This window comes from Paraoerskovia sediminicola (genome assembly GCF_030296575.1).
GTDB lineage: Bacteria > Actinomycetota > Actinomycetes > Actinomycetales > Cellulomonadaceae > Paraoerskovia > Paraoerskovia sediminicola.
The window spans coordinates 1-12,755 of the sequence record NZ_AP027729.1 but is presented as its reverse complement, the minus strand read 5'-3'; the positions used below and the strand labels follow the sequence as shown (position 1 = coordinate 12,755).

Here is a 12,755-nt window from a genome sequence, read left to right as displayed (position 1 = left end):
GGAGTGCCAGCCTTCCTTTGGTTGCCTCGATCATCGCTCTCGCGTTCCGGGCCTGCTCCATCGTCAACGAACCCTGTGGTCGAGCAGCATGCCGATCAGCAGCGCGAACGGGTCGGTGTCGAGGAGCTCGTCGGCGGCGGGGTCGCCGGTCATCCAGAGAGTCATGGATCGATCTTCGCACCGTTCTCGTCGTGCTCGTCGTGCTCGTCGTGCTGGTAGCCGATGAGCCAGCGCAGACCGTACCGGTCCACGACCTGGCCGTCGGAGGCTCCCCACGGCCGCTCCTGGAGGGGTCCAGGACGACGCCGCCCTCGGCCAGCCGGGCGAACCAGCCGTGCAGGGTCTGGGCGTCCGCCGTGCCGAGCAGCGCGAGCATCAGGCCCTCGGCGGCGAACGGTGCCTCGTCGCCGACCGTGTCGGACGCGTACACCCGCACCGGGCCGTCGTGGAGGTAGCCGTGGGCGACCGCGTCGGCGGGCCCGTCGGTGCGCCCCATCTCGGCGAGCGTGTGCACCTGGGCGTTGCCGCCGAAGACGTCTGCGTAGAAGGCGAGCGCCTTGCGGGCGGTGCCGGGGAGCTGGAGGTAAGGCGTCGGACCGGTCATGGAGCGACGGTAGCGACGCCGTCGGACACTCGCCGGGCAACCGCACGGCCTCAGGCGCGCGGGTCGACGACGCGCAGACCGGGGAACCGGGCGAAGTCCCGGTCGAGCGTCGCCCACGTCGCGCCGTGCTCGATCGCGACGGAGGCGTGCTGTGCGTCGGCGACCAGGTTTCCGTGGACGTCGGAGCCCCGGCAGAGCTGCCCGAAGATCTCCCAGTGGCGCGGCCCCGGCCCGATCCGGATGGTCCCCGGTGCGGCCAGCAGGCCCTCGACGAGGTCGAGCGCGGCAGTGGCGGGCAGCGGGTTCGGGTAGATGCGCCGGTGGGTGAGGATCCGCACCGTGGCACCGAGGACGGCGTCCGTGAGAGCGAGCGGTTCGGGGTTCGCGATCGCCGCGGTCAGCCACGGCTCGCACACGTGCTTGTGCGGATGGCGTGCGACGAGTGCGCCGACGAGGACGGTGACGTCCGGAGCGATCATCGGCCGTCCATCGCGTCGAGCATCGCGGCGTTGCTCGTCATGTCGATCTCGACGAGGGGGTCTCCGAGGTCGACGGTCGGGACGACGTACGGCCGACCGGGAGCGGCGGTCCGCCTGCGCAGCTCTTCGCGCAGCGCGTCCTCGACGAGCGACGTGACGGTGCGTCCCTCCTGCGCGGCGGTGCGCTTGACGTCCCGGTAGAGGTCGTCGGGCAGGTGCAGAGTGGTCCTCATGCAGAAAAGCATATCGCCGACCGTGCGTGTCGACCGCGGGCGGCGCAGCAGCCGGCTCGGCGGACCCGGCGCCGGGGAGCGGCCCTCAGAGGTCGAACGCGAGGACCGGACGACCGGTCCGGGGGTGGGTGAGGACGACGCACCGGACCCCGTAGACGGCCTCGACCACCTCGGGCACGAGCACCTCGGCGACCGGGCCCGCGGCGACGACGCGACCCTCCGCGAGCATGACGACGTGGTCGCACGACGACGCCGCGAGATCCAGGTCGTGCAGCGCGCACAGCACCGTGACGCCGTCGGCGGCGAGACCGCGCACGAGCCGCATGGTCTCGAGCCGGGCGGCGACGTCGAGGTGGTTCGTCGGTTCGTCGAGCAGCAGCAGCCGGGGCTCCTGCGCGAGGGCTCGGGCCATGTGGACCCGCTGGCGCTCTCCGCCGGAGAGGGTCGCGACGTCGCGCTCGGCGAGGTCCGCGGCACCGGTGCGCACCAGGGTGTCGAGGGCGACCTGACGGTCCGCGGCGGTGGGGCCCGCCAGGGGGACCGGTGCGGGATCCGCCCGAGCAGCACCGCGTCGAGGACGGTGAGCGGGAGGTCGGTCGCGGCGTCCTGCTCCACCAGGGCGACGGTGCGGCTGCGGTCGCGACGACGCATCGCGCCCAGGTCCTGTCCGTCGAGCCGCACGACGCCGGACTCCGGCGACCGCGCCGCGGCGACCAGTCGCAGCAGGCTCGACTTGCCGGAGCCGTTCGGCCCGCACAGCCCGGTCACGGCGCCGGGCGGGGCGGTGCAGTCGACGCCGTCCACGATCAGGCGCCCGTCGACGCCCCACGTCACGCGGTCGACGACCAGCCCGCGCTGGTCCGCGGACGTCGGCCCGGCGGTCCGTGCTTCCGCGATCGGCTGTGCGGTCGCTGCCGCGGCGAGGCCCGCTGGGCCCTCGTCGCCCGTAGTGCGCCCGACGGGCCCGCCCGTGGCCGGTGCGTCTCGCGTCGTGGAGCTCATGCCGCCCTCCGTCGCCAGAGCAGCAGCGCGAAGACGGGAGCGCCGACGGCGGCCGTGACGATCCCGACCGGCAGCTCCGTCGGTGCCACGACGGTGCGGGCGAGGGTGTCGGACCACACGAGGAAGCTCGCGCCGAGCAGCCCGGACAGGGGCAGCAGCAGGCGGTGGCCCGCCCCGGTGAGGAAGCGCACCGCGTGGGGCAGGATCAGGCCGACGAACCCGATCGCCCCCGACACCGCGACGAGCGCGCCCGTCAGGAGCGCGACGCCGATCAGCAGCAGCCATCGCGTCCGGCTCACGTGGACCCCCAGAGCCGCGGCCGCGGTGTCGCCGTACGTGAACGCGTCGAGCAGCGTCCCCGAGCTCGCCAGCAGCGAGCCCAGCACGAGCACCGCGCCCCCGGCGACGGCGACCTCGACCCACGTCGACCCGGCGACCGAGCCCATGAGCCAGGTGAGCACCTCGCGGTACGAGTCGCCCTGGGCCGACGTGAAGACGACGAACGAGGTCGCTGCGGCGGCCCCTGCCCGACGGCGAGGCCGGCCAGCACCGTGCGACCCGGCGTCAGCCCACCGGCGGCCCCGGCGAGGGCGAGCGTCGCGACCAGCGCCGCGGTGGCCCCGACGAACGCGGCGACGGGCAGCAGGACGGCGACCCCGACGAGCAGGACCAGGACGGCGCCCAGGGACGCCCCCGAGGACAGCCCCAGCAGGTACGGGTCGGCCAGCGGGTTGCGCGTGAGCGACTGCATGACGACCCCGCAGATCGCGAGCCCCGCACCGACGCACGCCGCCGTGAGCACCCGCGGCATACGCAGCTCCCACACCGTGGCGTCGACGAGGCGGGCCGGTGCCTCGACGGCCAGACCCAGGTGCGACGCCACGCTCCGCGCGACCTCGCCGACCGACACGTCCGCAGGACCGACCGTCACCGCCACGAGCACCGTCGCGACGAGCACCACGCAGGCGGCGGGCACCCAGATCGCCGCTCGTGCGCGGCGGGGCTGCCGCGACCGTCGCAGAGAGCCTCCGGTCGCAACCGTCGCAACCGTCGCACGTGCCGCGCCCGCCGGTCCTTCCGCACGCACCGCACCGGTCGCACCGCCCGCACCGGTCGCACCGCCCGCACCGGTCGCACCGTCCGCACCGCCCGCACCGCCCGCCTCGGACGCGCCCGCCCGCCCGGCCCCGCAGGGCCCGGGTCGGAGTCGGGGGCCCGGGAGACCGGGAGGCGACGGACGGTCTGGCTCATGCGCCGACGTCCGCCAGCTGGTCGACGAGCGAGGCGACCGCGTCGACCGAGCGCACCCCGGCCTCCGTGGCGGGGAACGGGAGCGTCAGGTAGCGCTGCTCCCGGACCGCGGTGAGCTCGGCGGTCGCCGGGTTCGCCTCGAGCGCCTCGATCTTCGAGTCCGCGGTGTTCCACGCCGCGTCGACGAGCACGATCACGTCGGGGTCCGCGGCCACGATCGACTCCCACCCCATCGACGTCCAGGTGTCGTGGACGTCGGCGGCGACGTTCGTCAGCCCCGCGGACGACATGATCATCTGCGGGGTCCCGATCCCGGCGCCCACGTACGGGACGTCCGAGCCCGAGGAGTACCAGAGGGCGCTCAGACCGCGGGCGTCCGGCTCGATCGCGGCGAGCTCGTCCTGCTGCTCGGCGACCAGCGCGTCGGCCGCGTCCGGCGTCCCCAGCACGGTCCCCGCCTCGGCGATCTGGTCGAAGAGGGTGTCGAAGGTCATGGGGTCCGGCTGGAACTCCTTCTCCTTGCACGCCGACGGGGCGACGTAGGTCGCGACGCCGAGCCGCTCGAGCGTGTCGCGGTCGCCCGCGCCCTCGGCGGTGAGGTTCGACTCCCAGCCGGCGAGCACGAGGTCGGGCTCCAGCCCGAGGACCGCCTCGGCACCCGGGACCTGGTCGGCCATGGGGCTCGTCACCGCCTCGGGTGCGCCCTCGGCGAGATCGTCGGGCAGCGGCCCGTCGAGGAACGCGGAGCCGACGATCCGGTCGCCCGCGCCCAGCGCGAGGGCGAGCTCGGTCATCGAGGACTTGATCGTCACGATCCGCTCCGGCGCCGCGGTCTGCGTCGAGTCGAACCCGCAGCTCGTGACCGTGACCGGGTACGACACGGCCTCGGCCTGCTCGGCCGCGGTGTCGGACGACGTCCCCCCGGTCGGGGAGGGGTCGGAACCCGCCGCGTCCCCGGTCGCGCAGCCGGCGAGGGCGAGCGCGAGGGGGAAGGCCACGGCCAGGGCGAGCGGCGCCGTCCGACGCCGGCGGGCCCCGCTCGCGGTGGCGCCGGTCGGGGCGCCGGGCCGGTGGTCGGGCAGGGGCGCAGACGTACGGGCGGAGCGGTCTGACTGCTGTGTGCGGGGCACGGAGGCGACTCCTTCGGCCCGCCGGCTGGCGGGCTCGTGGCGGGCGGACTGGCGTGGCTCGTCGCGTCGGCCGCGGCATGTTGGCACGACACCGCGGCACGACACCGCGGCACGACACGGACGAGGGGAGCGTGGCACGCCATCCGGTGCCGAGGACCTGCGGCCGAGAAGGTGCGGTCGCCTGACCGGGCGAGAGCGTGGCCCGGGGTCCTGCAGCCCACTCTAGCCCCGGCGCGGACTCGCGCCGGAGCGGTGCCGGAGCCGTATCGGAGCGGTGGCGAGACGGCGTGCCGGGATCAGGTCGATGCCGAGGAAGCCGTCGAGGCCGCTCCGCGCCGACGAACGGGTTCGTCGGCGGCGTGCTCAGGCGGCCCGCAGCGGCGTGTGGTCGGGGTCGACCTGCTCGTCCTCGCGGACCGGGCCGGGGGCGCTGCCGGAACCCCACGGTGACCCGCCGAGCCGGGCACGGCCGTGGTCGGTGACCCAGCCCGCGAGGTCCGGGCCTGCGGGGACGATCCCGGTCGGGTTGATGTCCGTGTGGACGCGGTAGTAGTGCTGCTTGATCTGGTCGAAGTCGACGGTGTCGCCGAAGCCGGGAGTCTGGAACAGGTCGCGGGCGTAGCCCCAGAGCGCTGGCATCTCCGTCAGCTTCTGGCGGTTGCACTTGAAGTGACCGTGGTAGACGGCGTCGAACCGCACGAGCGTCGTGAACAGGCGGACGTCCGCCTCGGTGATGCGGTCGCCCATGAGGTAGCGGCGGTCGGTGAGCCTCGCCTCGAGCCGGTCGAGCGCGGTCCACAGCCGGTCGTGCGCAGCCTCGTAGGCCTCCTGGGACCCGGCGAAACCGCAGCGGTACACGCCGTTGTTGACCTCGGTGTAGATCTCCTCCATGACGGCGTCCATCGCGGCGCGCTCGGCCGGGTCCTCGGGGAGCAGCCGCGGGGCGCCGGGCCGGTGGTGCTCGGACCACTCGGTGCTCAGGTCGAGGGTGATCTGCGCGAAGTCGTTCGTGGCGACGGCGCCGTCGCGGGTGTCGACCATGGCGGGGACCGTGATCCCGCGCGGGTACTCGGGGTCGCGGGCGAAGTAGGCGTCCTGGAGACGCTCGATGCCGAGCACCGGGTCCCGGCCGTCGGGGTCGAGGTCGAAGGTCCAGCTCCGCTCGTCGTGCGTCGGCCCGGGCGTGCCCAGGCTGATCACGTCCTCGAGGCCGAGCAGGCGCCGGACGATGATCGCGCGGTTCGCCCAGGGGCACGCGCGCGCGGCGACGAGGCGGTAGCGGCCCGGCTCGACGGCGTAGCCCTCCTCGCCGTCGCGCGTGATCCGTGTGGTGATGTACCGGCTGTCGCGCACGAACTCCTGGCCGGGGACGCTGTACGTGCCGCCCTGCGAGTGCTCGGGACGAGACGTCTGTGGCTCCGGGGCTGCGCTCTGCGATGTGGTGTCCACGTCCCGGTCAGGGGAGTGCTCGACTGGGTAGTTCATGTTTCAACGGTACGTCCGCGCGGAGGGCCCGGCAGCACATGACGGTTCGCGAACGATCCGCCGCCACGTCCGCTCCGAACCACCTGCGTGAGACATAGTCGAAGCGTGAGCACGCAGAGCCAGTCCGCCGGCACACCCGGGACGCCCCCGACCGTGGACGACGACCGCCGGACACCGCCGGGCCCCGGCGGCCTCCGGCACGCCCGCTGGTGGGCGGCACTCTCCGGCGTCGTCTCCGCCGCTGCGGGGTTCGCCGTCGCCGAGCTCGTCGCGGCGTTCGTCTCGCCCCGGTCGAGCCCGATCTTCGCCGTCGGGGCAGGGGTCGTCGACCAGGTGCCGCCGTGGCTCAAGGACTTCGCGGTCGAGAACTTCGGCACCAACGACAAGGCCGTCCTGCTGGGCGGCATGATCGTGACGCTCGCGCTCGGTGCGGCCCTCTCCGGGGCCCTCGAGCTGCGGCGCCCACCGGTCGGCGCGGTGCTGCTCGGCGCCGTCGGGCTCGTCATCACGATCGTCGCCCTGGCGCGACCGGACGCCAAGTTCCTGTGGGCCGCGCCCACGGTGATCGGCGTGACGGTCGCGATCATCCTGCTCCGCACCGGTGCGGCGCGGCTGCGCGCCTGGGAGGTCGCAGAGACCTCCGGCACGCCTGCCGGCACCGGCGTGCCCTTCGAGGACCCAGACGTCGAGACCCCGCTCACGGCGGCCCGCCTGCGCGCGACGCTCGACCGACGCCGGTTCCTCGCGCTCACCGGCATCTCGGCGGGCGCCGCCGTGCTCGTCGGCCTGGGCGCCCGGGCGCTCGCGGCCGGGACCGAGGCGGCCACCGCCGTCCGCGAGACGCTCAAGCTCCCCGGGGCCGCGCTGCCTGCCGACCCGATCCCGCCCGGCACCGAGCTGGGGATCGACGGCCTCGCGCCCTATGTCACCCCGAACGCCGACTTCTACCGCATCGACACGGCGCTGCGCGTGCCTCAGGTCGACCCCGACACCTGGGTGCTGAAGGTGTCGGGACTCGTCGAGGAGCCGTTCGAGATCACCTTCGCGGAGCTGCTGGACCTCCCGCTCGAGGAGCACGTCGTCACGCTCGCGTGCGTGTCCAACCCGGTCGGTGGCGACCTGGTCGGCAACGCGACCTGGCTCGGTTACCCGATCCGCGAGCTGCTCGCCCGGGCGCGTCCCGCCGAGGGCGCCGACATGGTGCTCTCCACGAGCGCCGACGGCTGGACGGCGAGCACGCCCCTCGAGGTGCTCGCCGACGAGTCGCGCGACTGCCTGCTCGCCGTGGGGATGAACGGGGAGCCGCTGCCGATCGAGCACGGGTTCCCGGCCAGGCTGGTCGTGCCCGGCCTCTACGGCTACGTCTCGGCGACGAAGTGGGTGACCGAGCTCAAGGTGACGACCTTCGCCGACGACGTCGCGTACTGGTCGACGCGCGGCTGGTCCGAGCGAGGCCCGATCAAGATCTCGAGCCGTATCGACACACCCCGCATCAGCACCGACCTGGTCGCCGGCCCGGTGCGTGTCGCCGGGATGGCGTGGCACCAGCACACCGGCATCGCGGGTGTCGAGGTCCAGGTCGACGACGGGCCCTGGCAGCCCGCGCAGCTCGCCGACGCGGTCTCGACCGACACCTGGGTCCAGTGGGTCTTCGACTGGGACGCGACCGCGGGCAACCACACGCTGCGCAGCCGGGCGACGGGGGAGGACGGCGAGGTCCAGACCGAGGACCGGGCGAACCCCGCCCCGGACGGGGCCACCGGCTGGCACACCATGCAGGTGTCGGTCGAGTGATCCGGCCGGGTCCGCACGGCGGGCGGCCCGAAACACTCGTCCGCGATGCGGACCGGCGGTCGCCGGGTCTTGCGCCGTCGCTCGGGGTCGTGTGACGATTCTCCGCGTGAGCCCCGTCGACGCCCCGAGCACCGTGCACAGCGCCGCTGTGCTGCTCGTCGTGCGCGCCGTGGGGACCGCCCTCGACACCTGTTGTTGAGGGCTCGTCGACCCGAGGCAGCACGGATCCGGGGTCGGCGAGCGGAACGCGGAGCACCCGCGTCCCAGCGATCGTCGTGCCGCCCGAGGGCGCCGCACGGCCTGCGTCCCTCCCGCGGCTCACGAACAGGACCTCCCCGCATGTCTGCTCTCCTCCTCGACGCCCCCGTCGAGTCCTCGCTCGACCTCGCCCGCCCCGGCCTGACCATCGAGACGCTCGTCGCGCTCGACATCGAGGCGTACAGCCGTAGGCCGCGCGCCGCCGCGCGCGCTACCATGGAGGCACAGGCTTCGACCCGGCCATCACCGGTGAGCCTCCGGAAGAACGGGACCGCCGACGGGCCGCGTGCGTGAGAACGCACGGCCGGCACGCGAGCAGCACGACAGGTCCTCAGTAGAACCGGACGGGTAGGCCCGTCACAGCCCGGTAGAGCGGTCGACGCCGCCCCGCACCCAGGGTGCGGCACGCGTCGGCAAGCGGGGTGGTACCGCGGCACGTGCGGTCCGCGACCGTCCCTGGGAGACCAGGGGCGCCGTCGGGCAGGGCGCGTCGTCCTCGCACGACGAGACGCCCGTACCACCCAGGAGCCCGCGAGCCATGGTCTACCCCCTGCACCGCACGTCGTCCGCCGACGCCCCTACCGCAGACGCGCAGGGCGCCGGGAGCGCCCAGATCCCCGCGTCCCCGGACCTGCCGGGTATCGAGCGCGACGTGCTCGCCTTCTGGAAGGACGACGACACGTTCCGCGCGTCGGTCGAGGCGCGCGACGCCGGGACCGACGGCGACAACGAGTTCGTCTTCTACGACGGCCCGCCGTTCGCGAACGGGCTGCCCCACTACGGCCACCTGCTGACCGGCTACGCGAAGGACGTCGTCCCGCGCTTCATGACGATGTGCGGGCGCCGCGTCGAGCGTCGCTTCGGCTGGGACACGCACGGGCTGCCGGCCGAGCTCGAGGCAGAGCGGGTCCTGGGCATCACCGACAAGTCGCAGATCGAGGCGATGGGCATCGGTGCGTTCAACGAGGCGTGCCGGACGTCGGTGCTCACCTACACGGACGAGTGGCAGGACTACGTCACCCGCCAGGCGCGCTGGGTCGATTTCGAGAACGACTACAAGACCCTCGACGTCACGTTCATGGAGTCGGTGCTCTGGGCCTTCAAGACGCTGCACACCAAGGGCCTCGCCTACGAGGGCTACCGGGTGCTGCCGTACTGCTGGCGCGACGAGACGCCGCTGTCGAACCACGAGCTGCGCATGGACGACGACGTGTACCAGTCGCGCCAGGACCCGGCGCTCACGGTGGGCGTCCGGCTCGCCGCCGTGCCGCAGGGGTCGGACGCCGCGGCGTCGCCCGCCGCCGGCGCCCTCGCTCTCGTCTGGACCACCACGCCCTGGACCCTGCCGTCCAACCTGGCCGTCGCCGTCGGGCCCGAGATCGAGTACGTCGTCGTCGAGCCCGGCGAGGGCTCGGCGCTGGCCGGGGACCGCGTCGTCCTCGGTGCGGGCCGGGTCGCCGCGTACGCGAAGGAGCTCGGTGAGGACGCGACCGTCGTCGCGACCGTGGCGGGCGCCGAGCTAGCGGGCCTGACCTACACCCCGCCGTTCGACTACTTCGCCGGCCACGACAACGCCCACCAGGTGCTGGCGGCCGAGTTCGTCTCGGTCGAGGACGGCACCGGGATCGTCCACCTCGCGCCCGCGTTCGGTGAGGACGACATGGCGGTGTGCGCCGAGGCCGGTATCGAGCCGGTGCTCCCCGTCGACGGCCGAGGCCGGTTCACGGGCCAGGTCTCCGACTACGCGGGCCAGCAGGTCTTCGACGCGAACCCGCACATCATCAAGGACCTCAAGGCGGGTGAGGGGCCGCTCGCACGCGTCGAGCGCGCCGAGCGCTGCGTCGTGCTGCGCCACGAGACCTACGAGCACTCGTACCCGCACTGCTGGCGATGCCGGAACCCCCTGATCTACAAGGCGGTCTCGAGCTGGTTCGTGCGCGTCACCGCGTTCCGGGACCGCATGGTCGAGCTCAACCAGCAGATCGACTGGACCCCGGGCACATCAAGGACGGCCAGTTCGGCAAGTGGCTCGAGGGGGCCCGCGACTGGTCGATCAGCCGCAACCGGTACTGGGGCACGCCGATCCCGGTCTGGGTGTCGGACGACGACGCCTACCCCCGGACCGACGTCTACGGATCGCTCGCCGAGATCGAGGCCGACTTCGGCAGGCTCCCCGTGAACGCGGACGGCGAGCCCGACCTGCACCGCCCGTACATCGACGACCTGACGCGCCCGAACCCGGACGACCCGACGGGCCGGTCCACGATGCGCCGCATCCCGGACGTCCTCGACGTCTGGTTCGACTCGGGCTCGATGCCGTTCGCCCAGGTGCACTACCCGTTCGAGAACGCGGACTGGTTCGAGCACCACTACCCGGGCGACTTCATCGTCGAGTACATCGGGCAGACGCGCGGCTGGTTCTACCTGCTGCACGTCCTCGCGACCGCGCTCTTCGACCGTCCCGCGTTCCGCAGCGCCGTCTCGCACGGGATCGTGCTCGGGTCGGACGGCCGCAAGATGAGCAAGTCGCTGCGTAACTACCCGGACGTCACCGAGGTGCTCGACCGCGACGGGTCCGACGCGATGCGCTGGTTCCTCATGTCGAGCCCGATCCTGCGCGGCGGCAACCTCGTCGTGACCGAGGACGGGATCCGGGAGTCCGTGCGGCAGGTGCTGCTGCCCCTGTGGAGCACCTACTACTTCTTCACGCTGTACTCGAACGCGGCCCGCGGCGCCACGGGTGGGCAGGGGTACGAGGCGCAGCGGGTGACGCCCGAGCGCGTGGCCGGCCTGCCGGCCCTCGACCGCTACCTGCTCGCCCGCACCCGCGGACTGGTCGAGACGACGTCGGCGCAGCTCGGGGCGTACGACATCGCCGGAGCGTGCGAGACCGTGCGCGAGCACCTCGACCTGCTGACCAACTGGTACGTGCGCACCCAGCGCGACCGGTTCTGGTCGGAGGACCACGACGCGTTCGACACGCTGTGGACGGCGCTGGAGGTGCTGACCCGCGTGATGGCCCCGCTGGCCCCGCTGCTGACCGAGGAGGTCTGGCGCGGGCTCACGGGTGGCCGCTCGGTGCACCTCACGGACTTCCCGACGACGGACGACGGCGCGCTCGCCGCCGACGACGACCTCGTGGCCGCGATGGACCAGGTCCGTCGGGTGACGTCCCAGGCCCTGGGGCTGCGCAAGGCGAACGCGCTGCGCGTGCGGCAGCCGCTGCGCACGCTGACCGTCGCGGTGGACGACCCGCAGGCGCTCGCGCCGTACCGGGCGCTGCTCGCCGCCGAGCTCAACGTCAAGGACGTCGACCTCGTCGCGCTGGACGAGGAGGTCACGGCGCGCTTCGGCATCGTGCAGCGCCTCGCCGTCAACGCGCGGGCGGCCGGGCCCCGCCTGGGCCGCGGCGTGCAGGCCGTCATCAAGGCCGCGAAGGCGGGGACTGGTCCGTCGCCCCCGGTGTGGACGGGACCGAGACCGTCGTCGTCGCGACGACCGACGGCGACGTGGAGCTCCTGGGCGCCGAGTACGAGCTGACGACGGTCGCCGGTGGCGGCAGCACGGACGGCGCGACCACGACGGGTGGCGCTCAGGACGGGCCGCAGGTCGCCGTCGCCGTGCTCCCGGGGGCGCCCTCGTCGTGCTCGACCTCGCGCTCGACGACGACCTGCGCGCGGAGGGCTACGCCCGCGACGTCGTCCGCGAGGTCCAGGACGCCCGCAAGGCCGCCGGGCTCGACGTCGCCGACCGGATCGTGCTGACGCTGACCGTCCCGGCCGCGGCCGTCGACGCCGTCGAGAAGCACCGCGCCCTGATCGAGAGCGAGACCCTGACGACCACGGCCCACGTCGTGGCCGGCGACGAGCTCGCGGTCGCTGTCCAGCGAGCGGAGGAGAGCGCATGAGCCCGACCAAGGACGAGCAGGAGGGCCGGGACCGCCGGCGTGCCGCCCGGCAGGCGGCCACCGACGCGGGGGCGCTGGAAGACCTCGAGGTCGTGTACGCGCACATCATGGACCGCGCTCCCGAGCACGACATCGACCCGACGCTCGACCGCGTCGCGCGCGTGCTTGAGCTCATGGGCGACCCGCAGCGCACGTTCCGGACGATCCACCTGACCGGGACCAACGGCAAGACGTCGACGGCGCGGATGACGGAGCGGCTCGTGCGCGAGCACGGGCTGCGCACCGGCCGCTTCACCAGCCCGCACCTGGCGAGCGTCACCGAGCGCATCGCGATCGACGGCGAGCCCATCAGCCCGGCGCGCTTCGTCGAGGTGTGGGAGGACGTCGCCCCCTACGTCGGCGTCGTGGACGGCGAGTCCCAGCAGACCGGCGACCCGCGCCTGAGCTTCTTCGAGGTCCTCACGGTGATGGCGTTCGCTGCGTTCGCCGACGCGCCCGTCGACGTCGCGATCGTCGAGGTCGGCATGGGCGGCGAGTGGGACTCCACGAACGTCGTCGACGGGGACGTCGCGGTGATCACCCCGATCGCGCTCGACCACGAGCGGTGGCTGG

Annotated in this window: 7 protein-coding genes and 5 pseudogenes; 4 read left to right on the top strand and 8 right to left on the bottom strand. The window is 73.6% G+C overall.

The genetic code is table 11. The features are described 5' to 3' along the window. Window positions 1-69: 69 nt before the first annotated feature. The 8 genes and pseudogenes from QUE47_RS00080 to QUE47_RS00045 all read right to left on the bottom strand — a co-directional run. A pseudogene (locus tag QUE47_RS00080) lies at window positions 70-165 on the bottom strand (HhH-GPD-type base excision DNA repair protein); the annotation flags it as partial. A 489-nt stretch (window positions 166-654) separates the two neighbouring features. Then, a complete protein-coding gene (locus tag QUE47_RS00070; protein WP_286218059.1) occupies window positions 655-1,083 on the bottom strand; it encodes a TA system VapC family ribonuclease toxin in 429 nt (142 codons plus the stop codon). Then, a complete protein-coding gene (locus QUE47_RS00065; RefSeq protein WP_286218058.1) occupies window positions 1,080-1,316 on the bottom strand; it encodes a YlcI/YnfO family protein in 237 nt (78 codons plus the stop codon). The genes QUE47_RS00070 and QUE47_RS00065 overlap by 4 nt, the downstream gene beginning before the upstream one ends. An 85-nt stretch (window positions 1,317-1,401) precedes the next feature. Next, a complete protein-coding gene (locus QUE47_RS16355) occupies window positions 1,402-1,803 on the bottom strand; it encodes an ABC transporter ATP-binding protein (RefSeq protein WP_350227600.1) in 402 nt (133 codons plus the stop codon). Window positions 1,804-1,949: 146 nt separating this feature from the next. After that, window positions 1,950-2,318, bottom strand: a pseudogene (locus QUE47_RS16350) (ATP-binding cassette domain-containing protein); the annotation flags it as partial. After that, window positions 2,315-3,300 (bottom strand): annotated as a pseudogene (locus QUE47_RS00055) (putative F420-0 ABC transporter permease subunit). The pseudogenes QUE47_RS00055 and QUE47_RS16350, both read right to left, overlap by 4 nt. A gap of 265 nt (window positions 3,301-3,565) precedes the next feature. Then, on the bottom strand, window positions 3,566-4,699 hold the full coding sequence (locus tag QUE47_RS00050; protein WP_350227598.1) for a putative F420-0 ABC transporter substrate-binding protein: 1,134 nt from the start codon (window positions 4,697-4,699) through the stop codon (window positions 3,566-3,568). A gap of 363 nt (window positions 4,700-5,062) precedes the next feature. Continuing rightward, window positions 5,063-6,148, bottom strand: coding sequence for a glutathione S-transferase family protein (locus tag QUE47_RS00045; protein ID WP_434019770.1), 1,086 nt, complete (start codon window positions 6,146-6,148; stop codon window positions 5,063-5,065). A 189-nt stretch (window positions 6,149-6,337) separates the two neighbouring features. Here QUE47_RS00045 and QUE47_RS00040 point away from each other — a divergent pair, with 189 nt between their 5' ends. The 4 genes and pseudogenes from QUE47_RS00040 to QUE47_RS00010 form a co-directional block, all read left to right on the top strand. Continuing rightward, entirely contained in the window at window positions 6,338-7,978 is a 1,641-nt protein-coding gene (locus QUE47_RS00040) for a molybdopterin-dependent oxidoreductase (protein WP_286219549.1), read from the top strand. 339 nt (window positions 7,979-8,317) lie between these two features. Beyond that, window positions 8,318-8,530, top strand: coding sequence for a hypothetical protein (locus tag QUE47_RS00035; RefSeq protein WP_286218056.1), 213 nt, complete (start codon window positions 8,318-8,320; stop codon window positions 8,528-8,530). A gap of 244 nt (window positions 8,531-8,774) precedes the next feature. Then, window positions 8,775-12,143 (top strand): annotated as a pseudogene (gene ileS / locus QUE47_RS16345) (isoleucine--tRNA ligase). Next, window positions 12,140-12,694, top strand: a pseudogene (locus QUE47_RS00010) (bifunctional folylpolyglutamate synthase/dihydrofolate synthase); the annotation flags it as partial. The pseudogenes ileS and QUE47_RS00010, both read left to right, overlap by 4 nt. Between the last annotated feature and the right edge of the window lie 61 nt (window positions 12,695-12,755).

Bases quoted from the DNA above. Each gene is read 5' to 3' on its own strand.
- QUE47_RS00070 (WP_286218059.1), bottom strand. From the start codon at position 1,083: ATGATCGCTCCGGACGTCACCGTCCTCGTCGGCGCACTCGTCGCACGC.
- QUE47_RS00065 (WP_286218058.1), bottom strand. From the start codon at position 1,316: ATGAGGACCACTCTGCACCTGCCCGACGACCTCTACCGGGACGTCAAG.
- QUE47_RS00035 (WP_286218056.1), top strand. From the start codon at position 8,318: ATGTCTGCTCTCCTCCTCGACGCCCCCGTCGAGTCCTCGCTCGACCTC.